Source organism: Helicobacter cinaedi CCUG 18818 = ATCC BAA-847 (assembly GCF_000155475.1).
GTDB classification, from domain to species: Bacteria; Campylobacterota; Campylobacteria; order Campylobacterales; family Helicobacteraceae; genus Helicobacter_C; species Helicobacter_C cinaedi.
In genome coordinates this window covers 277,401-298,822 of the sequence record NZ_DS990392.1, presented here as the reverse complement: position 1 = coordinate 298,822, position 21,422 = coordinate 277,401, and the positions used below count along the sequence as shown (strand labels likewise).

26 protein-coding genes are annotated in these 21,422 nt (G+C 40.3%); 7 read left to right on the top strand and 19 right to left on the bottom strand.

Annotation, left to right across the window (positions count from 1 at the left end; translation table 11 throughout):
- Positions 1-52: 52 nt before the first annotated feature.
- From purU to HCCG_RS05865, 3 genes are all read right to left on the bottom strand, one after another.
- Complete coding sequence (purU, locus tag HCCG_RS05875) at positions 53-919, bottom strand: formyltetrahydrofolate deformylase (RefSeq protein ID WP_014666812.1); 867 nt, start codon at positions 917-919, stop codon at positions 53-55.
- Positions 916-1,710, bottom strand: a complete 795-nt coding sequence (gene sppA, locus HCCG_RS05870) for a signal peptide peptidase SppA (protein ID WP_306307054.1) — start codon at positions 1,708-1,710, stop codon at positions 916-918. Before sppA ends, purU begins: the two co-directional genes overlap by 4 nt.
- Positions 1,711-1,843: 133 nt before the next feature.
- Positions 1,844-2,224 (bottom strand): RidA family protein, encoded by a 381-nt coding sequence (locus HCCG_RS05865; protein ID WP_002956526.1) that lies wholly within the window; start codon positions 2,222-2,224, stop codon positions 1,844-1,846.
- A gap of 84 nt (positions 2,225-2,308) precedes the next feature.
- Here HCCG_RS05865 and HCCG_RS05860 point away from each other — a divergent pair, with 84 nt between their 5' ends.
- Positions 2,309-2,791 carry a hypothetical protein gene (locus tag HCCG_RS05860; protein ID WP_002956525.1) on the top strand — a complete coding sequence of 161 codons (483 nt, stop codon included), beginning with the start codon at positions 2,309-2,311 and terminating at the stop codon, positions 2,789-2,791.
- A gap of 84 nt (positions 2,792-2,875) precedes the next feature.
- Positions 2,876-3,457 carry a hypothetical protein gene (locus HCCG_RS05855; RefSeq protein ID WP_002956524.1) on the top strand — a complete coding sequence of 194 codons (582 nt, stop codon included), beginning with the start codon at positions 2,876-2,878 and terminating at the stop codon, positions 3,455-3,457.
- Between the two features lie 68 nt (positions 3,458-3,525).
- On the opposite strand, the gene oadA is transcribed toward HCCG_RS05855, so the two are convergent.
- The 7 genes from oadA to pgsA form a co-directional block, all read right to left on the bottom strand.
- On the bottom strand, positions 3,526-5,325 hold the full coding sequence (gene oadA, locus HCCG_RS05850) for a sodium-extruding oxaloacetate decarboxylase subunit alpha (RefSeq protein WP_002956523.1): 1,800 nt from the start codon (positions 5,323-5,325) through the stop codon (positions 3,526-3,528).
- Between the two features lie 68 nt (positions 5,326-5,393).
- Complete coding sequence (locus HCCG_RS05845; protein ID WP_002956522.1) at positions 5,394-6,143, bottom strand: YaaA family protein; 750 nt, start codon at positions 6,141-6,143, stop codon at positions 5,394-5,396.
- Positions 6,140-7,318: a DUF3298 and DUF4163 domain-containing protein gene (locus HCCG_RS05840; protein WP_002956521.1), complete on the bottom strand. Its 1,179-nt coding sequence runs from the start codon at positions 7,316-7,318 to the stop codon at positions 6,140-6,142. Before HCCG_RS05840 ends, HCCG_RS05845 begins: the two co-directional genes overlap by 4 nt.
- Positions 7,319-7,357: 39 nt before the next feature.
- The gene (locus HCCG_RS05835) at positions 7,358-7,741 is read right to left on the bottom strand and encodes a hypothetical protein (protein WP_002956520.1); all 384 of its coding nucleotides are present in this window, start codon (positions 7,739-7,741) and stop codon (positions 7,358-7,360) included.
- Between the two features lie 28 nt (positions 7,742-7,769).
- The gene (locus tag HCCG_RS05830) at positions 7,770-8,447 is read right to left on the bottom strand and encodes a YggS family pyridoxal phosphate-dependent enzyme (RefSeq protein WP_015453427.1); all 678 of its coding nucleotides are present in this window, start codon (positions 8,445-8,447) and stop codon (positions 7,770-7,772) included.
- 12 nt (positions 8,448-8,459) lie between these two features.
- Positions 8,460-9,524 carry an RIP metalloprotease RseP gene (rseP, locus tag HCCG_RS05825; protein WP_002956518.1) on the bottom strand — a complete coding sequence of 355 codons (1,065 nt, stop codon included), beginning with the start codon at positions 9,522-9,524 and terminating at the stop codon, positions 8,460-8,462.
- Positions 9,525-9,534: 10 nt separating this feature from the next.
- Positions 9,535-10,080, bottom strand: coding sequence for a CDP-diacylglycerol--glycerol-3-phosphate 3-phosphatidyltransferase (gene pgsA / locus HCCG_RS05820; RefSeq protein ID WP_002956517.1), 546 nt, complete (start codon positions 10,078-10,080; stop codon positions 9,535-9,537).
- 185 nt (positions 10,081-10,265) lie between these two features.
- Here pgsA and corA point away from each other — a divergent pair, with 185 nt between their 5' ends.
- The 4 genes from corA to HCCG_RS05800 all read left to right on the top strand — a co-directional run bounded on the left by corA (position 10,266) and on the right by HCCG_RS05800 (position 12,849).
- Complete coding sequence (corA, locus tag HCCG_RS05815) at positions 10,266-11,234, top strand: magnesium/cobalt transporter CorA (protein WP_002956516.1); 969 nt, start codon at positions 10,266-10,268, stop codon at positions 11,232-11,234.
- Complete coding sequence (locus HCCG_RS05810) at positions 11,234-11,983, top strand: TerC family protein (protein WP_002956515.1); 750 nt, start codon at positions 11,234-11,236, stop codon at positions 11,981-11,983. Before corA ends, HCCG_RS05810 begins: the two co-directional genes overlap by 1 nt.
- A 100-nt stretch (positions 11,984-12,083) precedes the next feature.
- Positions 12,084-12,539: a hypothetical protein gene (locus HCCG_RS05805; protein WP_002956514.1), complete on the top strand. Its 456-nt coding sequence runs from the start codon at positions 12,084-12,086 to the stop codon at positions 12,537-12,539.
- 37 nt (positions 12,540-12,576) lie between these two features.
- Complete coding sequence (locus HCCG_RS05800) at positions 12,577-12,849, top strand: hypothetical protein (RefSeq protein WP_015453423.1); 273 nt, start codon at positions 12,577-12,579, stop codon at positions 12,847-12,849.
- Between the two features lie 110 nt (positions 12,850-12,959).
- Here the strand turns inward: HCCG_RS05800 and HCCG_RS05795 are convergent, their stop codons facing one another.
- The 3 genes from HCCG_RS05795 to HCCG_RS12570 are packed head-to-tail and all read right to left on the bottom strand — an operon-like array spanning position 12,960 to position 14,855.
- The gene (locus HCCG_RS05795) at positions 12,960-13,949 is read right to left on the bottom strand and encodes a catalase (protein ID WP_034548187.1); all 990 of its coding nucleotides are present in this window, start codon (positions 13,947-13,949) and stop codon (positions 12,960-12,962) included.
- A 53-nt stretch (positions 13,950-14,002) separates the two neighbouring features.
- Entirely contained in the window at positions 14,003-14,521 is a 519-nt protein-coding gene (locus HCCG_RS12575) for an exodeoxyribonuclease VII large subunit (RefSeq protein ID WP_015453421.1), read from the bottom strand.
- Positions 14,514-14,855, bottom strand: coding sequence for an exodeoxyribonuclease VII large subunit (locus HCCG_RS12570; RefSeq protein WP_015453420.1), 342 nt, complete (start codon positions 14,853-14,855; stop codon positions 14,514-14,516). The genes HCCG_RS12575 and HCCG_RS12570 overlap by 8 nt, the downstream gene beginning before the upstream one ends.
- Positions 14,856-15,054: 199 nt before the next feature.
- Between HCCG_RS12570 and HCCG_RS05780 the strand changes: the two genes are divergently transcribed.
- Positions 15,055-15,315: a hypothetical protein gene (locus HCCG_RS05780; protein WP_015453419.1), complete on the top strand. Its 261-nt coding sequence runs from the start codon at positions 15,055-15,057 to the stop codon at positions 15,313-15,315.
- Between the two features lie 3 nt (positions 15,316-15,318).
- On the opposite strand, the gene HCCG_RS05775 is transcribed toward HCCG_RS05780, so the two are convergent.
- The 6 genes from HCCG_RS05775 to yejB all read right to left on the bottom strand — a co-directional run bounded on the left by HCCG_RS05775 (position 15,319) and on the right by yejB (position 21,412).
- A complete protein-coding gene (locus HCCG_RS05775; RefSeq protein ID WP_002956508.1) occupies positions 15,319-15,876 on the bottom strand; it encodes a Fe-S-containing hydro-lyase in 558 nt (185 codons plus the stop codon).
- Positions 15,877-15,894: 18 nt separating this feature from the next.
- Positions 15,895-16,740, bottom strand: a complete 846-nt coding sequence (locus tag HCCG_RS05770; RefSeq protein ID WP_002956507.1) for a fumarate hydratase — start codon at positions 16,738-16,740, stop codon at positions 15,895-15,897.
- Positions 16,741-16,923: 183 nt separating this feature from the next.
- Positions 16,924-17,610 carry a 3-methyladenine DNA glycosylase gene (locus HCCG_RS05765; protein WP_002956506.1) on the bottom strand — a complete coding sequence of 229 codons (687 nt, stop codon included), beginning with the start codon at positions 17,608-17,610 and terminating at the stop codon, positions 16,924-16,926.
- Between the two features lie 22 nt (positions 17,611-17,632).
- Positions 17,633-19,216 (bottom strand): ATP-binding cassette domain-containing protein, encoded by a 1,584-nt coding sequence (locus HCCG_RS05760; protein ID WP_002956505.1) that lies wholly within the window; start codon positions 19,214-19,216, stop codon positions 17,633-17,635.
- The gene (locus HCCG_RS05755) at positions 19,216-20,367 is read right to left on the bottom strand and encodes an ABC transporter permease (RefSeq protein ID WP_015453418.1); all 1,152 of its coding nucleotides are present in this window, start codon (positions 20,365-20,367) and stop codon (positions 19,216-19,218) included. Before HCCG_RS05755 ends, HCCG_RS05760 begins: the two co-directional genes overlap by 1 nt.
- On the bottom strand, positions 20,360-21,412 hold the full coding sequence (gene yejB, locus HCCG_RS05750; RefSeq protein WP_002956503.1) for a microcin C ABC transporter permease YejB: 1,053 nt from the start codon (positions 21,410-21,412) through the stop codon (positions 20,360-20,362). The genes HCCG_RS05755 and yejB overlap by 8 nt, the downstream gene beginning before the upstream one ends.
- Positions 21,413-21,422 lie beyond the last annotated feature (10 nt).

Below are 21,422 nucleotides of genomic sequence, written 5' to 3'. Positions count from 1 at the left end.
CAGCACCTCAAGCAAAGTAGTTTTTGAATCCATTTTTACCTAACCTAGATTCTTAAAACACAATCGTTTTGTTCCCATACACAAAGATTCTATCTTCTAGTGCTAAATTTAACGCACGAGAAAGCACAATCTTTTCAATATCCCTGCCCGCCTTTTGCATATCCTGCCACGAATAGCTATGATTAATATGTATCACATCTTGGGTAATAATAGGACCTTCATCAAGATTCTCATTAACAAAATGTGCCGTCGCACCAATAAGCTTAACACCCCTTTGGTGTGCTTGTTTGTAGGGATTAGCCCCAATGAATGCAGGTAAAAAGCTATGATGAATATTAATAATACGATTTTCAAAATGCGAGACAAATTCATTTGTGAGAATCCGCATATACTTTGCCAACACAATATAGCTATGATTAAAGCTAGAAATACACTCCAAAAGCTTATCTTCGTGTGCTTTGCGGCTTAACCCCTCTGCAGAAATATGAAAAAAAGGTCTCCCAAACTTCATCGCCAAAGGTTCTAGCACATCATAATTGCTGATAATAGCCTCAATCTGTGCATTTAGCTCCCCGCTATCGTGCCTAAGGAGCAAGTCCCCCACACAATGATTTTCTTTTGTGCAAAGGATAAGTATCTTTTTTTTACCCACATCTTGAATCTTAAGTGTGCTTTGACGCGGCAGAATAGATTTTAATCTCTTTTGTAAAATCTCATCGTTAGCCTCACCATAAGTATGCGTCCGCATAAAAAATCGCTCATTTTCCTTATCCACATACTCATCATTGCGTTCAATATTTAACCCAAGCTCATATAGCACCGATGAGATATGATAAATAAGCCCTTTTTTATCCGGTGCACTAATGAGTATCACGCGTTCATCACGCTGTTGAGTAGCCTGAATGAGATGTCCTTTCATAGACTAGCCTTAAGCGATGGGAGTGAAAGGGATAGAATCTTAGAATTCATAGTATCAAAAAGCTTATCCATATAGGTTTCAAATTTATCCTTTTCAAGCCAAATAAGCTTATCTAGCCCCACTTTTTGCCGCAACGCTTCCATTGCCCCCTGCATAGATTCTACCTTGTCAATCAGTCCAAGCTCCAAGGCTTTATTTGCTGAAAAAACTTTCCCTTCAGCAAAATCGTGGTAATCCTTGCTTTTTAGCTTCTCCCCTCTAGCTTGCAGGACATCATTATAAAACATAGCATACTGCTCTTGTAAAAGATTTTCAAGGAATTGCCTTTCTTCATCGCTCCATTTGCGTGTCATCGTGCCTATTTCCTTGAACGCCCCAGCCTTAATACCCTGCTCTTTCACACCCACTTTTTGCATAAGCTCTTCAATATTTACCCCGCTAAAAATCACGCCCACAGAGCCTATTAACGCTCCACGATTAGCATAAATCTCATTTGCATACATTCCTGCATAGTAGCTTCCACTCGCCATTGAGCCTTGCACATAGGCAATCACGGGCATTTTTTGAGCTAAATCCTTTATCATATCAGCAATTTCAATACTCGCTCCAACAAGCCCACCCGGTGAATCTATCACAAGCAACACACCTTTAATATTTTCATTTTCTTTGATTTTTTTCACCGCCTGTGCGAAACTCTCACTCTCATAAATTGGCATCGTAAGATGAAGCTTTGCCACATTTGGCGGATCATTCTCACTCTCATCACCGCCAACAACAATCACAAATAGCACGATAAACAAAAAAGCAATGCTTTAAAATATTTGTTAATAAAATCAAGCGGTGCGGTAAAAATACGAGTAATATTACGCAAATCCTCCATTATTTGTCTCCTTTATATGTGTCGTTTCAAAATCCTAGAATCTCTTAAAGCACGGCAATACACTCAATTTCTACAAGGGCATTTTTGGGAAGTGTTTTAACTGCAATGGTGCTTCTAGCAGGTTTATGTGAGCCAAAAAACTCCGCATACACCGCATTTAACGCATTAAAATGCTCCATATCACTTAAAAAAACGCTTGTCTTAATAACCTTTTGCAGACTGCTCCCTGCAGATTCTAAAATGGCTTTAAGATTGTTTAAAACTTGTGTGCTTTGAGCGGTAATATCCCCGTCTATAAACTCGCCTTGTGGTGTTAGGGCGATTTGCCCAGAAGTGTAGATTACACCATTATAGATATAGGCTTGAGAGTAAGGACCGATAGCTTGAGGGGCATTTAATGTGCTAATAGGCTGTGTATTTTCCATAAAATTCCTTTAAAATAAAAAAAACTTAAGATATAATTCTAGCAGTAAAATCTTAATCACAAACTTCATCTTAAAGGGGCAAATATGCGTATCACAAGTGCGAGTGTCAAGGGTGTATTTTTAGCGGTGTGTATGGGCTTTAGCATTAATGTTTTAGCAGATAATATGATTCTTGATTTTGAGACTATTGAACGCATTGAGCTTAATCTCAAGCCCAATCAAACGCTAATGATTGACCATAAAAGGGGTGTGTTACTTGGCATTATGGAGATTGCCCCAAATGGCTCAATCAAGCGTCTGCCTATCCCAAAGGAGCTTTTAGGCAAAAGTGAAGCTGATGTAATGGGTGGCAAAAAAGATGAGTATAAAAGCAATACAAGCCATTTTGGCGGTAGCCCCACAACAATTTATCACAAAAATATCAAAGGCAAGGCAAAATCCGCCACAGGCAATGAAAAAGCAATAGAAACTTCAAGTGGGATTAAAAAACGCGAGGGTAATAGAGAGTGGGATAAAAGCAAGATTATCTACGAGCAAGAAGAGCAGACACTAGATATTTTACGCTAAATTTTAGAAGACTAGAATCTAAATTTACAAAAATTATTTGTCTTATAAATAGTTTTTACGCAAATCGTTTTTAAGGGGTAAAAAATGAGACTATTAAGAATCTTTATATTTAGCATTATGATATGTGGCGGTTTAAGAGCTGGGCAAGAGCCACATATAGTGGGAAATTGGCTACAAATAGCTTCCTTTCACTATGGCTTTAGCAGAGATTTAAACAAGATAGATTCAGATAAAGTAGCTAAAGATAGATTTGGCGGAATCATTGGTGCAAGTGTAGGGTGGAATTTCTTTGTAGATGATGGATTTGGTTTAAAGCCTTCTGTATCCATTCCTTTTACTGGTTATGAAATAGGATTTGGTGCAAGGCTTAAATATCTTTATATGGATACCTATGCTCCCACTCACTCTGTGGGTGGAATGCTGTATATTCACCCTCCAAGAGATTTTGGTGCCCTTAATCTTATAATTGGTGTCGGAGCAAACTTTAGCGAGAAACATAATCTCAAAGCAAATGGAGCATATATTGAAGTAGGTCTAGGCATAGCAAAAATAATTCCGTTTTTAGTCAATACCGATATTACCTATCGTGCAAATATCTATGGCAAATCTAATGATTTAGATTTAGGGACAATCCATAGCTTAAACTTTGTTTGGACTTTTCTCTAAAGATTCTATTTTTATGCTATGGGCTTAAAAAGCAGATTCTTACAACAAGCAGAATCCACAACAAGCCACTAGCCAAGCAGCATTATCGCCACATCGCTTCCTATCTGCATTCCTTGCGTGGCATAAATCTCTTTAACTACGCCATCTATGGGGGCTAACACTTCATTTTCCATTTTCATAGCCTCCACAATCGCCAAAGTATCGCCAAGCTTCACCTTATCGCCCACCTGCACCTTAAGCTTTGTGAGTGTGCCGGGCATTGGCGATTTAGCGTGTCCGGGAGCAGTAGCTTGTGGCAATGCCCCTGCCTTTTGCTCTTTATAAATCTTAGATTCTAATGATGTATCTATACTCTCTACAAAAACTTCCTTTAGCTCCCCATCTACGCGGATAAAAAACGGACGCACCTCATCAGTTCTCTCCCCACTGCCCTCAACCTTAATCTCATAATGCTCCCCATTGACAACAATATTAAAATCCTTAGGCAATTTGCTATCGCATTTTTCTTCAAAAGATTCTAATGGTTCAGGCTTTAACGCATTGGCATTCCGCTCTAGTAAAAAAGTCTTAGCAATATTCCCAAAAATCGCAAAAGAAATCACATCTTGCGGACTTTTAGCAAACTCTTTTGAATCTTGCCTTGCCTTTTCTAGCTCTGGCTCTAATAAATCCGCCGGACGCACATCTATGATTTTCTCTCCCTCACCTAGCACCTTTTTGACTAAAGATTCATTTAATGCCGCAGGTGTGCGACCATACAAGCCCTTGATGACATTACGCGTTTCAGTTGTGATAGTCTTATACCGCTCTCCCATTAGCACATTTAGCACCGCTTGTGTCCCTACAATCTGGCTTGAAGGCGTTACCAAAGGCACATAGCCAAAATCCGCTCTCACCTTTGGAATCTCACTCATCACAGAATCCATTCTATCAAGGGCATTTTGCTCTTTGAGCTGATTTGCCATATTTGAAATCATACCGCCGGGGATTTGACTAAGCAAAACGCGTGTATCAATTTGATTATATTGAGATTCAAACTTTTTATATTTTCTGCGGTTTTTACGCAAAATCTCCGCTGCCTTTTCCATTGGCTCTAAATCTAAGCCACTATCCCATTTGCTTCCTTGCAGTGTGGCGACCATTGACTGCGTACAGGGGTGGCTTGTGCCTTCACTTAAAGCAGAATTTGCCAAATCTAGCACATCTACACCAGCTTCGACTGCCTTTAAATGTGTGCCAAAAGCAAATCCAGCCGTTGAATGCGTATGCAGACTTAAACTCACACCTATCTCTTCTTTCAATGCTTTTACCAAATCATAGGCTACAAAAGGCGTTAAAAGTCCCGCCATATCTTTAATGGCAATAGAATCACAGCCCATTTTCACTAGCTCTTTAGCGTATTCCACAAAGCTTTGTATCGTATGCACCGGCGAAGTCGTGTAGCAAATCGCCCCTTGTGCGTGTTTGCCATATTTTTTGACAGATTCAATGGAAGTTTTAAGATTTCTGCCATCATTAAACGCATCAAAGATTCTAAAAATATCCATTCCCGCTTGAGAGGATAGCTTGATAAACTCATCTACCACATCATCAGCATAATGCCGATAGCCGATGAGATTCTGCCCCCTCAGTAGCATTTGCAAAGGCGTTTTCACACAGACTTTTTTAAATGCATATAAACGCTCAAAAGGATCTTCTTTCAAATACCGCAAACAAGTATCATAAGTCGCCCCACCCCAAACTTCCAAGCTATGAAACCCAATAGAATCAAAAATTTCCGCCGCTTGAAGTAAATCCTCTGTCCGCATACGCGTAGCTAGAAGTGATTGATGTCCATCTCGCAAACTATTTTCTGTGATTTTTATCATTACGCCAAACCTTTAATTTTGAGATTAAAAATTGTATCGCATTTGATATTACAAAAGGTAAAATCCCCTTAGGATACAACCTCGTAGGTTAAGATTGTAGCATTTTTGCCGTGTTTTACTTCACTCAAAACTAGCCCTGCTATCTCTAAATGCTCTAATTCTTTTGTAGAATCTAACCCTTTTTGAGCCACTGCCCTTGCGTAGATTCCACGATAATGTTTAGCATAATGGCTCACTCTCTTACCATTTTTTAAAAACACCACTTGTGTATAATGTTTACATTTTTCCACTTGATAGACTTTGAGATACGCTTCTGCACGCAAATCTAGCACTTCACTATTTTCTAAAATCTCATCAATACTTGACTTAAGATTCTTATATAATGCTTTCAAAGCAAAAGTCCCCTTGCCCTTACCCTGATGAAGATTATAATAAGGCAGGGGTGTATCTGCCCTAACCATTCCAAATAAATTACTAAAAATATAGAGATGTTCTCGCACATAACTCTTTGCTTTAGAATCTAATCTTTCAAAATCTAAAGCCTTATACCCCACGCCATTATATAATCTCACCGCTTCAACACAAGGGGCATTCAAGCAGTTTTGTGCTAAAGCAAGTTCATCTAAATCTAGTTTTTTAGTGCCAAAAAGTGTGGAGATCTTGCTTTCAGCCCCACTTTGCAAAAATACTATATATTGCTTCACCGCCTCTTTTACCACTAAAGACACGCCATTAGATTCTAGAGATTCTAAGTCAAACACTCGTAAATCCCCATTTGGGATTATCTTACCTTCACTTGGGCTAAATAGAATCTTCATTTAAGCCCCAATCCCAGCACTTCATCAATAATAGGCGTATAAATAGAATCTTTTCTTAGCCATTCCCCTAACTGCCCACGCCCCTTAATACCCAAATCTTCAGCACTCATAACCACGCGTATAAAGCCACTCGCATAAGGGGCAATCTCATAGGGCTGCCATATCATCACAATTCCAGCCCTTGTAATGAAAAATAAATTAGACATCTCCCTTAAGGGCAAAGATTCAGCAAAAAGCTCATTCTTTTGTGGCTCTAGTTTTTGACTTAGCAAAGAGAGAATCTTATCCTTTTTACTCATATCAAACACATCTTCAATCTTGTTTGAAAGCTCCTTGCCACTCTGCAGTGAAAAGCTACGGAATGCAATCTCGGTATTGCCGTGTGCCCCACCCTCATAGGCATATTCATTTTGCCTAAAGGTAATGATTTTATTTCTCGCCACCACTTCTATATTACTATCATACTCGCTATTAAAGATCAATCCCCCGCCATCTTGTGTGAGCTGACTAAAGCTATCTTGTAGCTCTTTTTTTAGGCTATTTATAAGGCTTTGTTTATCTTTTGCTCCATTATTCAAAGCAAGATTTAGATTCTCAATCGCCCCTTGTGGAATCTTATTATTCTGCGGGATAAAGGCTTTTGTGATACTTTTTACATATTCCACATTTTGCCCTTCAACATTTTGGCTACTCTTAAAACGCTCTGTGAAAAAATCAACCTCATACAGCTCACAGCTCTCACATACCTTAAAGGCAAACTCCTTACCCTTTAGCTCACTATCCGCATTCCACACGCCTTTTAGCACCAATGCTTGAGATTCTAGCCCAGATTCAACCTGTGAGAGTGAAAAATGCGAGATTTCATCATTCTCTGTTAGCGTAATGCCTATGTCCAATGCCCCATTATCCATTCTCGTAAGATAGACATACGCCTCTGTATTTTTATCTCCCACAACCCCCATAGCGACATAAAATCTTTGCTCATTTGGTAATAGCCCAAGCATTTGGCTAAACTCACTCTCACTACGGACTTTTAGCACAAGGGGCTGATTTTGTTTTGTCCCAGATTCTATTGTAGATTCTTCTTTTTTAGAATCCCCATTATCCCCACAGCCTGTAAATATCACTCCACCAAAAAGCAAAGCAACCCCACAAGCAAAAAGATAGTTTTTCATTTTCTACTCCTTAAATAGATTCTCTCTCCACTAACATTTCTACCAGCCTCTTGCGATAGCGTGGCAGCTCACACACCCAGAGAGAATCCGCCCATACACATCAGCACTTTTCATCATTTCATTTTGTTTCAAAAACCGCTCCAGCACTTCAATATTTTCAGCACTCCTATCCACAATCCCACTTACGACATTAATATTCCGCCTTTGTGTCGCACCAAGATAAGTATTTGGATCTGTGCGTTGCAATTCCTTATTAAGCATCTTAAACTCCGCCAACCCCTCATCAATCCACTCTTTTTTATTATACAAAAAGCCTTTTTCCATTTGATTCATCGCATATTCCATATTTTGCATAATATGCACCAAAGAGCTTTGAGCAAAAGCCCCACACACAAAGATTCCAGCAATCCACAAGATTTTCATTCCCCTACTCCTTTTTATGGCTTTATGTTTAATGTCCTTCAAACAGCTTTGAGCCGATACGCACGAGATTTGCCCCATAAGCAATGGCAATTTCAAAATCCCCACTCATTCCCATAGAGAGAATCTTAGCCCCCTTATCTTGCAGGGAATGAAAAATATCACTTGTTTTTTGAAAGCTTTGTTCTATCTCTTTGCGATTTGGGCTATTTGCCCCGATACACATCACCCCTTCCATAATGATATTAGGACAGGTTTTTAGAATCTCATCATACACTTCCCTAGCAGATTCTACACTCACGCCACTTTTGCTTATTTCATCTGCTGCATTGATTTGGAGTAACGCCCTAACCTTTGCTTCCCCCAAAAGCGTTTGCAAACGCTTTTGAATCGCTTGAGCGGTTTTGAGTGAATCTACACTATGAATAAGACTAGGCTTTAATGCTAAAAGAGCATTTATCTTATTTTCCTGCAACTTCCCTATAAAATGCCACTCCAAAGGCACATCATCTAAGATTTGAGCCTTCAAGCGTAAGTCCTGCACCTTATTTTCACCAAACGCCCTTTGTCCGCACTCATACAACGCCCTTATAGAATCCACATTTTGATACTTACTCACCGCCACAAGCGAGATGATTTGATGTGCGTTATAAGCCAATCTCGCCCTTTCAATCCGCCGCAAGATTCGTTCAAGTTGCAAAGCTAACATTTCTTTCCCCCTTTATGCTAAAAGCCTAAAAATATCATTATACAGCCCAAGCAGCATTAGCCCAAGCAACACTGCCCAACCACAAAGCGTGAGATAATACGCCACATTTTCACTTGGGGCTTTCCGCATAATTACTTCATAGAGATTAAATATAATATGCCCTCCATCAAGGGCGGGAATAGGCAGGAGATTTAAGATTCCAAGATTCACAGAGATTAAGGCAGTGAGCCAAAGCAAATGCGTTAGCCCAGATGACGAAGCCGCGCTAATCACAGAGACAATGCTTACCACCCCGCCAACTTCACTGCTAGGCACTACTCCGCTTATAAGCTTTATAATACTTTGTGCGATAAGCGTGCTTGCCTTAATGCTCTCATCTATCCCAAACACAATAGAATCTAGCCCCTTGTAATGCACCATTCCAACCGCCCCAGCACTGCTTATGCCAATAATCTTGCGAGTAATATTCTCCCTAAAAATATTTTGAGCTTCCTGCTCCATAGGCAAAACACGCACACGAAGACTTTCTTTTAATTCCCCTTGCCCCCTTTGAATCTTTAGCTCCAACTCCCCTTGAGATTCTATAATCATAGAATCTAGCTCTTCCCAAGTCTTAATCTCCTTGCCATTTATCGCTACAATCACATCTCCTGCTTTTATCCCAGCTTTCACAGCAGGATAGTTTTCTTTCACTTCTCCAACCACAGGCAACAAGCTTACTTTTCCCAAAAGCCCCACAGCCATATACAACAAAAACGCCAAAAAGAGATTAAAAAATGGACCAGCAAGTAAAATTGCTATGCGTTGCCAAGGCGACTTAGAAAGATAGGAATCCGCTTCATAATTTTTTAGCTTAGGGTTACTATCATCTTGCCCTTTTAGCTTGACATATCCACCTAGTGGGATCATTGATAAGACATATTCTGTTTGCCTAAACTGCCACGACACAAGCTTTTTACCAAAGCCTATGCTAAAGACTTCTACTTTTACACCGCAGATTCTAGCGACTATAAAATGCCCTAGTTCGTGGAAAAACACAAGAAATGAAAGGATTAAAAGAGCGATAAAAATACTCATATATCCCTACTTATACATTTATGCTTTTCACATATTTTATCGTGTAATCAGCCCCAGAATACAATGTGAGTGCCACTGCTATCCATAGCAAAATCTCCCCACCCGGAAAGAAATCCGCGAGCAAAAAGCCAATCGCCGCACTTTGCACACCCGTTTTATACTTCCCACTCGCACTTGCTGCTACACTCGCCCCACTCCCAGCGATAATCACCCTTAAACCGGTAATAAAAAACTCCCTTGAGAGTATCAAAAACACCGCCCAAGGCGAAGCCCTATCCAAAATAAGCAACGCAATAAAAGCCGATAAAATAAGCATTTTATCCGCCAATGGATCAAAGACTTCCCCAAAACGCGAATGCAATCTATACTCCCTTGCGATATACCCATCAAAAAAATCTGTCAATGACGCCACACAAAAAATAAGGCAGGTTAGGTAATTCACCCAGCTCCTATCCACAAAATCAGGCAAAATCACATCATAATGCAAAGCAACAAAAAGTAATAAAATTGCTAGAAAAATCCTTGAAATGCTTAAGATATTAGGCAAATGCTTCACTCTCAATCCCTTTTATACTTGTGAATCTTAATCAAAATATGCGGAAAAATAAGGTCAGATTCTACAACGGATTGTTTAACTTAACACAAAACCAAGCAAAAGTTATATAAGAGTTATACAAGAATTATACGAGTTTTTGCTACAATCACAACATTTTTAAAGCACAATACAGCAAAGGAACAACGATGATTAATATTTTTGTAAGACGCAATGGCTTAATCGTGCGTGAAAGCCTACTACTCAACGATACAAGTGCCGCCATATTAAAAGAGCAAGATAAGATTCTATGGATTGACCTTTTTCACCCCTCAACCGATGAGATTAACCACATCTCCAAAACTTACAACCTTGAAATTCCCACAAAAGAAGAACGAGAAGAGATTGAGCAATCCGCGAGATATTGGGAAGACAGCGGCAGTATCACCATTAATACCTACTTCCTTGTCCGCTCTTTAGAATCTGAACTCCACAACGAAACAATCACCTTTTTGCTGTGTAAAAATATCCTTTTCACCCTGCGTTATAGTGAATTCCGTGTGTTTGATGAGATTCAGCAAATTGTCCTAGCCACGCCCAGAGTGTTTGAAGATGGCTTTGATTTAATCGGTAAAATCTTTGAAATCCGCGTAGAAAAGGACGCCGACTTGCTAGAATCTGCAGCCAAAAACACCCGAGCGTTGCGAAAAAGAGTTTTCAACTCACAAGTAATCAATTATGATGAAATGCTAGAAGAGCTTTCATCCTTGCAAGAGCTGAATATGAGTGTGCGAGATTCCCTTTTTGATAAAAGGCGTGCCATTACTGCTATCCTTAAAAGTGATAAAGCCGATAGCGATATGAAAAAAAATATTACCATCGTGCTTAAAGACTTAAACTCTCTTGTAGAATTTACCGCGGTAAATATGCACGCCCTAGATAATATTCAAACCATTCTCACAAACCAAATCAACATTGAGCAAAATAAAACCATTAAGCTATTCACGGTTGTTACCGTGGCAATGATGCCCCCCACACTCATTGGCACAATCTATGGTATGAACTTTGACTATATGCCTGAAACACATTGGGATTTTGCCTATCCTGTGGTGCTTGTGATTATGATTCTATCCACAATCTTCCCCATTATCTACTTTAAGAAAAAAGGTTGGATTTAATGGATTTTTCTCATCTTTTTCATCAAGCTTTTTTTTGGGTTGATGATTTTAATGCTTGGGTAGCCCTAGCTACGCTTATATTTTTAGAAATTGTGCTAGGCATTGATAATCTTATATTCCTAGCTATCATCATCGCTCGTCTGCCTGAATCTAAGCGTGAAAAAGCTAGAATCTTTGGCTTAGCCCTTGCTATGCTTTCTCGCATTGCCCTGCTTGTCTCACTTTTTTGGGTGATGAAGCTTACAAAGCCCCTTTTCACACTAGGAGATTTTGCGGTAAGTGGGCGTGATATTGTGCTATTTCTAGGGGGATTATTCCTTATCTACAAAGCCACGACAGAAATCCACGCTATGACGCAGCCCCAAGATTCAAAGCCCCACGCCAAGCAATACGCCGCCTTTGGCATAGTGCTATTGCAAATTATGGTGCTAGATATTGTTTTTTCACTAGATTCAGTGATCACCGCGGTGGGTATGGTAGATATTCTCCCTGTGATGATTATTGCCATTATTGTGAGCATGTTTGTTATGCTCTTCGTATCGCAAAGCATTTCACGCTTTATAGAATCTAATCCTAGCATTAAGATTCTAGCCCTTGCGTTTTTAATCCTTGTTGGTGTTACGCTTGTAGCAGATAGTATGCACTTCCATATACCAAAGGGCTATATTTATTTTGCTATTGCCTTTTCTTTGGGTGTTGAGATGATTAATATTTATCTTGCTAAAACTCGCACCAAAGATTCTCATTAATTCTTCTATGTTTTAATTCCGCTTTTCAAATTAGTTGCATACACAACTATTATTTTAAATCAAATTCGAGGATATTTGATGACAAAGCGACTAAGAGAGAATGCAGTTTGGGGGCGATATGCGATTGATGAGAATCTTTTATCTTATATGCCTATGTCTTTTTGGCTCAAATCTTTTAACTTCAGGCTTTCGCTTAACAGAGCGAAGTCTAAACGGCACAGCACTCAACTTCGCTATCCCTAGAAGCAAAGAACGCAAGGTGCAAGTGGGAATCGTGGGAGAGATTTATATCAAATTCTCGCCACTTGGCAACAACAACCTAGAGGATTTCTTGTTGCAAGAGAATTGCGAGGTTGTGATACCGGGATTCTTAGATTTTTGTCTTTACTGCATAAACGATAGCATTGTGGAAAACAAAATGTATGGTGGCAAGCTCTCCGCAAGGATTATTTATAAAATCGTGTTTGAGTATTTTTGTCGCAAACAACAAGACCTTATCAACATTATTAAAAAAACACGGGGTTTTCCGCACACCAGCGGCTTTCAAACACACTAAATCGCTTGCTGATGGCTATGTAAGTGAGGCGATGAATATGGGCGAGGGTTGGTTGCTGACAGCAGAAATGCTTGAGCTTATCGAGCAAGGTGTGAATAATGTCATCTGCACACAACCTTTTGGTTGCTTGCCAAACCACATCGTAGGACGCGGAATGATGAAAACTATCAAAGAGAAAAACCCGCAAAGCAACATTGTTTCAATCGATTATGACCCAAGTGCTACGCGTGTAAATCAAGAAAATCGCATTAAACTAATGCTTTCAAACGCAAAAAAAGAAATGCAAGAAAAAGCATTGCAAGAAGCATAAAATATAAGCCAAGCACCTTTAGATTCCAGAATCTAAAGGTGCTGCAAACACTTGATTTCACTACAATCTACTAAAATCTCAACAATCACTAAAATTGCTAGACTTTAACATTATCTTTTTGAGGCACTAAGCGCATACACAAGATTGCGTAGCTCAAAAATATCATCATTTGGTGCTTGAATGCCATGTGGCAAATTACTTGGCATAAAAACCTCACCATTACAACCATACCCATCAAACTTGCTAACTTTTAGCGTACCAAGAACGATGTTCTCTCTTGCTCCTTCCCAAACTTGAGCAGTGTCTTTAATCTTATCGTTTTTATTTGGCACAACAAGTGTTAAATCAAACTCCACAGGAGCTTTTGATAACGCTTTTTTAAATGCAGATTCTAAAAATTCATCATTTAGCCCATTTAATTCCTCTTTGCTTAAACCCTTTATGCCAACCTTTGGGATAAAGCTAAAGCGCGCCAAAAGCAAATCTCCATTTGATTGTAAAAACCCAAATGTATGCACACTATGATACGCGCTATTTGCGAAGCTAGGTGTAATTGGCAGAGATTGGACTTCTTTGGCAAAGTTTGCAAACGAGCGCACTTTTGCTCGTTGTTTATCTGCCTTATCTTGCGTGATTTTACCCTCTTTTTGTTGCACTTGTAATCGCATAAACTGCTTAAACTCACTTGCATTGGTAGCAAAATTTATCCTCGCATTTGTCATTGCCATTTCCCAACTATCATTTTTGCCCTGTATTTTTAGTGCTAAGGAGCGATTTTTTGATTTATCGCTTTGTTTTAGATTCCCACCTGCTAGAGAAAATCGCACTTTCACCTTGCTTTTATTATGCAAAAGCGGGATAGCAAAGTCCTTTGCCACTTCTTTATTAGGGATAAACTCTCCAATAGCGCAAAAACCCTTAGCGTGATTGATTTTTTTATGTGGATTTGCCTCCTCTGCATTAAGTGTGTAAAAATACTCTACAATCTCTTGTGCATCATCTTGCACATCTGCTCTTAGCACACCAACAAATCCCAAAAACACCACAACAAGCACTTTTAGCCCATTCCAAACAAAAGTTTGTGAAATTCTTTTTTGCATTCTTACTTCCTTACAATAATTTCTAACCCAAACATTGTAGCATAAAACTTTCTTTAGAGAATCTTCGCACCCTTTGATTGTGAGATTCCTATGAGTTGCACCTCATCACCGCTTACTAAGGATTGCAATGTCCTTATTTCCCCATCTTTTTCAATCTGCACAAACGCACCTAAACGCTGTGGGTCTCGCGCATTTATGGCATTACATAATTGCTTTATATCATTTGTGGCGCACTCAAATCTATGTGTTATCCCCTGTGTTAGAGCATTTGGAGCGGGCAACAACATTTCAATCGCAGCACTTGGTGTGGGTGCGCGCATATCAGCGACATAATCACTAATCACCGTATCGCTTTCGTGCCCCACTGCGCTAATGATTGGTATCCTAGCATTATAAATGGCGTCTGCGACAATTTCTTCATTAAACGCCCATAAATCCTCCATACTGCCTCCACCTCTGCCAATGATAATGACATCAAAGCCTTTAGGCGTACCAAAAAAGCTATCAATATATGCAATATTTGTAGCGATAGATTCCTTTGCTTTCTCGCCTTGCACGAGGGTATTAAGCACAAAAAACTTCGCAAGATTCCACCGCTTTTGTGCGACTTTTTTTAATATCCTCTATCACCGCGCCTGTGATAGAAGTGAGCACTGCCACACGCTTTGGGAATGCTGGGATTGGCTTTTTGTTATCAAAATATCCCCTTGCTTGAAGTGAGGTTTTTAACTGCTGATAAGTGAGCGAAAGCTCTCCTATACCATCTGGCAGGACTTCTAGGCAGTTTATCTGGTATTCGCCACGCGGTATGTATGCACTCACGCTTCCACGCACAATGAGGTTTAGCCCCTCTTGCATTTGGAATCTTAGCTTGCTTGCATTCCCTTTAAAAATAACACAGCGCACTTGAGAATTGCTATCCTTAAGGCTAAAAAAATAAAACCGCTACTATGAATAGTAAGATTGCTTACTTCGCCGGGGCGTATGGGGCAGATTCTACATATTATAATCCCGCGAATATGGCGATAAGCGTGAGCTAGAAATAGATGCAAGTATTATCTATATCCCTACATTTAAGTTTGATGTGGTAAGTAGGGATAAGGGTATGAAACTAAGCTGCAAGAAAGCTTCTGACACAAATATGTGTGGTGCTGCTGGAAACACTATAGGTGGCTGTGAACAATTTGGCGGTAAAAATGGAGCGATTGTTGATGGCTATGCCAAGCAAACACTTCAGCCCGTCCCAAAGATTTTTTATAAAACTCGCACTTATGAGATTTTAGGATTAAAGACAAACTTTGGGTTAAACTTCACCACCCCATCAGGCTTATCTATGGACTGGGTGGTGAAGCTGGAGGCTTCTTAGAAGTTAGACGAGTTTGTAGGGGGCTTGTCCTACTTCATAGTAGTTATTCCCTTGTGAATCAATAGCCACAATCGCTGGAAAATTCTCAATTGTAAGCCTTGCTACCGCTTCAGGTCCAAGCTCTGGGTAAGCTAGCACCTCATACTTTGTAATACATTTAGAAATGAGTGCCGCTGCACCGCCCACAGCTACCATATACACAACGCCGTGCTTCACCATAGAATCCACCACTTCTTGGCTACGATAGCCCTTGCCTATCATTCCGTGAATACCCTGCTCTATGATTGTAGGCGTGTATTTATCCATCCTCCCACTTGTTGTAGGACCTGCTGAACCTATCGCATTGCCCGGCTTTGCAGGAGTAGGACCAAGATAGTAAATCGTCTCACCTGCCAAATCCACAGGGAGCTTTTCTCCCCTTGCCAATGCTTCAGTCAATGCCTTATGTGCAGCATCACGAGCAGCTAGAATCGTTCCGCTTATAAGTACGCTTTCCCCTGCTTTTAGGCTTTTTGCCACTTCTTTACTTAAAGGGGCTGTGATTTTCTTCGGCTCTGTCATTTTCTCCTCCTTCAATGCTTATAGCTCAATATCAGCGTGTCGTGCAGCGTGGCAGTTAATATTCACCGCAACAGGAAGCCCGGCAATATGTGTGGGATACCACTCTACATTGACCTTAAATGCCGTTGTCGTGCCACCTAGCCCTTGTGGTCCAACACCCGTTTTATTCGCAATCTCAAGGAGCTCTTCCTCAAGCTTGGCATATCGCTCATCGGCGTTTTTAGAATCTATCTCACGCACTGCGGCTTGTTTTGCTAAAAGAGCAGCTTTTTCCATTGTCCCACCAATCCCTACACCAATCACCATAGGCGGACACGCATTTGGTCCAGCAAGTTTAACCGCTTCTGTAAAAACCTTTTTCACCCCCTCAATACCATCAGCAGGAACAAGCATTTTTAAAATACTCTTATTTTCACTTCCAAAGCCTTTAGGGCAGACTTTTAAATGCAGTTTATCACCCCTTACAATGCGTGTATGAATCACAGCAGGAGCGTTATTTGTGGTATTTTTACGCTCATAGAGTGGCTCGGCTACAACCGACTTTCGCAAATAGCCATTTGTATAACCCTCTTTAATCCCTTCATTAATCGCATCTTCAAGGTAACCCCCGACGATATGCACATCTTGCCCAATCTCCACAAACACCACGGTCATTCCCGTATCTTGGCAGATAGCCATCATATTTGTTTCGGCAATTTTTCCATTTTCCATTAGTGTGTTAAGGATATTTTTCCCAAGCGGGGACTTCTCACTTTTGCTTGCAGCGACAAAAGCACGCTTAATATCCGGTGTTTGGATACAGCACGCATCAATGGCAAGTTTGGCAACAGCAGATTTAATATCTTCAAACCGCACTTCTCTCATTACTTCCTCCTTAAATGTATTTGAAAACAGCAGAATTCTACTACCCCAAATGTAAAAAACGCTTTAAATAAGCTTTTTTGCTTATATGAGATTCAAATACTCAAACCAAAGGTAGCAAAAAGCCTTCTTTGTGTTTTTAAAAATACAAAGTCAAATACTTACTTAAAATATTCTTAGCTTAGTTTAACCCATTGCTTCTTTTAAACTCGCAATATCGCTCTTTTTCTTCCCAAACTCTACAATTTTCCCGTGGAATCTCGCAAAAATCTGCCCCAAACTTATATCATCTATCTCACCCTTATACAGCTCAAGCACAGAATCTAGATTATCCCTTATCCCACACTCACAAAACTCCCTTAGCTCCTCATAGTCATCTATCTGTCGCCCCAACGCACATAAAAGCTTATAAGTATATTTATCTACCACCATATATTCCCGCAAACACGCATAATTCAAAATGCTATACGCACTCTCTAAGCCTATGCCCTTTTGTGCTAAAAGCCACTCCAAACTTACAGATTCTACAAATGCGCTAAAACTCCCAAAATCGCGGACAATCGCAGCAGCAAGATTCACAATCCGCACAGACTTTTGCTTTTGAAATCCATTGATATGACTTTCAAGCACATAAGGTTCTAGCCTAGCCACAGACACAAGATTAGATTCACTTTTGCTACTCTTTTCTAAAATCCCAGCTTTTCGCATAGAATCTAGGCTTTTTTCCACCCTGCTCCATTGCGTATTTTGCGTTAAAATACTGCCCAACACCACATCAAAGCTACCATAGCCCTCCCACCACCAGCTAGGCAGTCCACTTAATAGATTCTGCTTTTTTAACGCCATAAATAAATCAAAACTTGAATCTAGCATTGTTTTTCACTCCCCTTTTCTTTTATTTACCAAAAAATGCTTCAATCAAAGCCCTTGCCTCCACACTCTGCGGAGTTTCAAACACATTCTCACTCCTGCCATATTCCACCGCCACGCCCTTGTGTAAAATCAGCACTTCATCACTCAACTCTCGCAAAATCTCCAAATCGTGCGTGATAAATATATAGCTCACCTGCATTTTCTCTTGTAGTTCTAATAAAAGCGTGAGTATGAGCTTTTGAGAGCTTTTATCAAGGGCGGTTGTTGGCTCATCAAGTAACAAAATCTTAGGCTCTCTTACAATGGCTCTAGCAATAGCTACGCGTTGCTTTTGCCCCCCGCTTAGTTCAAAGGGATAAGCGTGAGCCAAGCTAGAATCTAGCCCTGTCATTTCTAACGCCCACGCGATTTTTTCCCTATATGCTTCATTGGGGAGCTTTCCCAAAGCTTCTTTAATAATATCGCCAACACGAAACCGCGGGCAGAGTGAAGAAAAAGGATCTTGAAACACCATACTGATCTGCTTTCGCAAAAGCTTCACATCTGCCTTTGTGCGTTTAACCTGCCTTTCATTAAGATATAACTCCCCTTTTGTCTCAAGTAAATGCAAAAGCCCTAGGGCAAGGCTAGACTTGCCACTGCCAGATTCCCCGGCGATTCCTAGAATCTGCCCTTTTTTCAGGCAAAAGCTTAATGGGGATAGAATCTGCTTATAAGTGCTTGTGAAAAATCCCTGCTTTTTTACCCCCACGCTTAAATCCTTGGCTCTTAGCACAATGTCTTGTTGTGTAAAATCTTGGCTTGTTTGTGTGAGAGCTTTGCGTTTAGGGAGCCTTAAAGATTCAATTAAAAATCGCGTATAGGAATGCTGTGGGGCGTTAAAAAGCTTTTCACTCAAAGCAGATTCTATAATCTTGCCTTCTTTTAACACCACAACCCTATCGGCAAATTCACGCACAACGCCCAAATCGTGGCTAATAAACACAATCGCACTTTGCTTGGCTAGGCTTGAGAGTAGCTCCATAATTTGCCGCTGCACCAGCACATCTAGGGCAGTCGTAGGCTCATCACAAATCAGCAATTTTGGATTATTCACAATACTCATAGCAATGGCTACGCGTTGCTTTTGCCCCCCGCTTAGTTCAAAGGGATAAGCGTGAGCCAAGCTAGAATCTAGCCCGATTAATGCTAAAAGTTCTGCTAGTCGCTCTTTTGATTTGTTGTGTAACGCCTTGCCCTTAAGATTGGGGTAAAGCTCATTAGCGTGGAGATAAAAGCTCTCCATTATTTGTTTGCCGACTTTATGCAGGGGATTAAGGCTTGAAAGCGGCTCTTGTGGAATATAGGCAATGTCCCTGCCACGCAGAGATTCTAGCTCTTTTTGCGTGAGTGTCGCTAGATTTTTATTCTCAAACTCCACACTACCACTTTGCAAAGCAATATGCGGATTAAGATTCAAAATAAGTTGAGCTAACATACTCTTACCCGAGCCAGATTCTCCAACTAACGCCACTTTCTCGCCGGGCTTAATGTGTAAGCAAATATCTTGCAAACTAAAACGAGTAGAATGCAGAAAATGAGCATTAAGATGAGAGATGTTTAGCATTACACGCCTTGCTTTGAATCTTTTGAATCTAGGCTAGATTCTCGCCTAGCTTCTTTAATGTGAGCTTTAAGATGTGCTTTAATATGCGGATCAAGTGCATCACGCAACCCCTCGCCGATAAATACAAGGATTGAAAGCAACACACACAAAGCCAAAAACGCACTTATGCCTAAATGTGGCGAAGTGAGATTGTTTTTACCTTGGGAAAGCAACTCACCCAAACTCGCACTTCCAACCGGCATACCAAAGCCCAAAAAATCAAGGCTACTTAGCGTTACAATGCTTCCTGCCATAATAAAAGGTGTGAAAGTCAAAGTCGCACTCATCGCATTAGGCAAGATATATGAAAAGATGATTTTTATATCACTCACTCCCATTGCGTGAGCGGCTTTGACATACTCTAAATTCCTAGCCTTTAAAAATTCAGCTCGCACAAGATTCGCAAGTAAAATCCACGAAAACGCCCCTACCACGCACAGAATCCACCAAAAGCTAGGCTCAAACACACTTGAGATGATAATAATCACAAATAAAATAGGCACAGCATTAAAAATCTCTATCATTCTTTGTCCCACCAAGTCTAAAGCCCCACCATAATACCCCTGCAACGCTCCCACCACAACGCCTATCACCACACTACACACACTTAAAATAAGAGCAAAAATAATGGAGATTCTATATCCATAAAGTAGCCGACTTGCTACATCTCTTGCCTTATCATCTGTGCCAAGCCAATGCTTAGAATCTGGGGGCGTTGGGGCTTGAGCGTCTAAATCCATAATAATACTATCATAGCTATAAGGGATAATCGCTCTTAGCACAAAGGCGTCTTTAAGTAGCTCATCTCTCACATAGCTATCAAGGTAATCACAAGGCGTTTGAAAATCCCCACCAAACGCACTCTCTGGGTAATCCACAAACACAGGAAAATACATCTTAGAATCTTTATAGATAAAAAGTGGCTTTTCATTAGCGATAAACTCCGCAAAAATGCTACACACAAGCAACACAAGAAAGATAAGCAAAGAGTAAAACGCGCGTTTATTTTGCTTAAACACCGCCCAACGCAGTTGTAAATTGCTCCGCTCCAAATTGCTTGGCTTTATGGATTCTATATGCGTAGATTTTATGTGTTTTTGAATCTTAGACATTTTTACTTCCAAAGTGAATCCTAGGATCAATAAAGCAATACAAAATATCACTAATAATGCCTATCACAAGGGCTATAAAGGTAAAAATATACAATGTCCCAAACACCACGGGATAATCGCGATTTACCACACTCTCATAGCCTAACAGCCCAAGCCCATCAAGGCTAAAAATAATCTCTATAAGCAAACTCCCGCTTAAAAATGCCCCTACAAACACCGCAGGGAATCCACTCACAATCAAAAGCATCGCATTGCGAAAAATATGCTTATACAAAATATGCTTTTCACTTCCGCCCTTTGCCCTAGCACTCATCACATAGCTTTTATGCATCTCTTCTAAAAAGCAATTTTTACTTAGCATACTCAAAGTCGCAAGCCCACCGATAGAAATACACAGCACCGGCAAAAATAAATGCCATAAATAATCTACAATCTTTTCAAAAACGCTTAAAGATTCAAAATTCTCACTCACTAGCCCACGCAAAGGGAAAATATCAAAATAGCTCCCCCCACAAAATAGCACCACAAGCACCACCGCAAACATAAACGCCGGAATAGCATTTAGCACCACAATCACAACGCTACTTAGCACATCAAACTTTGAGCCATTACGCACCGCCTTTGCAATGCCTAATGGAATGCTGATAAGATAAATCAGCAATGTGCTAAAAACACCTAGAGAGATAGACACAGGGAGTTTTTGAGCGATGATTGATAACACGCTTGATTGTGCGTAAAAGCTCTCGCCAAAGTCGAAGCACACAAAACGCCATAGCATTTCAACATATCGCTCACTTAAAGATTTGTCAAAGCCATAGAGCTTTTTTATCTCTTCAATAAGTTCAGAATCTAGCCCCACAGAGCCTTTGTAAAGTGTATTTGAGCCTGTTGGGGCTTCGGTAATTTGAGAGAGATTTTCCATTTTAGCGATACTTTGCTCCACTGGACCGCCCGGGGAGAGTTGCATAAGTAAGAAGTTGATAGTCATAACTCCCAAAAGTGTGGGGATAAGCAACAACAAACGCTTGAATATATAGTCTAGCACCGCTTTCCTT

Excerpts from the sequence above, each read along its gene's own strand:
- purU (WP_014666812.1), bottom strand. The coding sequence starts at position 919 with ATGAAAGGACATCTCATTCAGGCTACTCAACAGCGTGATGAACGCGTG.
- HCCG_RS05865 (WP_002956526.1), bottom strand. The coding sequence starts at position 2,224 with ATGGAAAATACACAGCCTATTAGCACATTAAATGCCCCTCAAGCTATC.
- HCCG_RS05860 (WP_002956525.1), top strand. The coding sequence starts at position 2,309 with ATGCGTATCACAAGTGCGAGTGTCAAGGGTGTATTTTTAGCGGTGTGT.
- HCCG_RS05855 (WP_002956524.1), top strand. The coding sequence starts at position 2,876 with ATGAGACTATTAAGAATCTTTATATTTAGCATTATGATATGTGGCGGT.
- oadA (WP_002956523.1), bottom strand. The coding sequence starts at position 5,325 with ATGATAAAAATCACAGAAAATAGTTTGCGAGATGGACATCAATCACTT.
- HCCG_RS05845 (WP_002956522.1), bottom strand. The coding sequence starts at position 6,143 with ATGAAGATTCTATTTAGCCCAAGTGAAGGTAAGATAATCCCAAATGGG.
- HCCG_RS05840 (WP_002956521.1), bottom strand. The coding sequence starts at position 7,318 with ATGAAAAACTATCTTTTTGCTTGTGGGGTTGCTTTGCTTTTTGGTGGA.
- HCCG_RS05835 (WP_002956520.1), bottom strand. The coding sequence starts at position 7,741 with ATGAAAATCTTGTGGATTGCTGGAATCTTTGTGTGTGGGGCTTTTGCT.
- HCCG_RS05830 (WP_015453427.1), bottom strand. The coding sequence starts at position 8,447 with ATGTTAGCTTTGCAACTTGAACGAATCTTGCGGCGGATTGAAAGGGCG.
- rseP (WP_002956518.1), bottom strand. The coding sequence starts at position 9,524 with ATGAGTATTTTTATCGCTCTTTTAATCCTTTCATTTCTTGTGTTTTTC.
- corA (WP_002956516.1), top strand. The coding sequence starts at position 10,266 with ATGATTAATATTTTTGTAAGACGCAATGGCTTAATCGTGCGTGAAAGC.
- HCCG_RS05810 (WP_002956515.1), top strand. The coding sequence starts at position 11,234 with ATGGATTTTTCTCATCTTTTTCATCAAGCTTTTTTTTGGGTTGATGAT.
- HCCG_RS05805 (WP_002956514.1), top strand. The coding sequence starts at position 12,084 with ATGCAGTTTGGGGGCGATATGCGATTGATGAGAATCTTTTATCTTATA.
- HCCG_RS05800 (WP_015453423.1), top strand. The coding sequence starts at position 12,577 with ATGGGCGAGGGTTGGTTGCTGACAGCAGAAATGCTTGAGCTTATCGAG.
- HCCG_RS05795 (WP_034548187.1), bottom strand. The coding sequence starts at position 13,949 with ATGCAAAAAAGAATTTCACAAACTTTTGTTTGGAATGGGCTAAAAGTG.
- HCCG_RS05780 (WP_015453419.1), top strand. The coding sequence starts at position 15,055 with ATGAAACTAAGCTGCAAGAAAGCTTCTGACACAAATATGTGTGGTGCT.
- HCCG_RS05775 (WP_002956508.1), bottom strand. The coding sequence starts at position 15,876 with ATGACAGAGCCGAAGAAAATCACAGCCCCTTTAAGTAAAGAAGTGGCA.
- HCCG_RS05770 (WP_002956507.1), bottom strand. The coding sequence starts at position 16,740 with ATGAGAGAAGTGCGGTTTGAAGATATTAAATCTGCTGTTGCCAAACTT.
- HCCG_RS05765 (WP_002956506.1), bottom strand. The coding sequence starts at position 17,610 with ATGCTAGATTCAAGTTTTGATTTATTTATGGCGTTAAAAAAGCAGAAT.
- HCCG_RS05760 (WP_002956505.1), bottom strand. The coding sequence starts at position 19,216 with ATGCTAAACATCTCTCATCTTAATGCTCATTTTCTGCATTCTACTCGT.
- HCCG_RS05755 (WP_015453418.1), bottom strand. The coding sequence starts at position 20,367 with ATGTCTAAGATTCAAAAACACATAAAATCTACGCATATAGAATCCATA.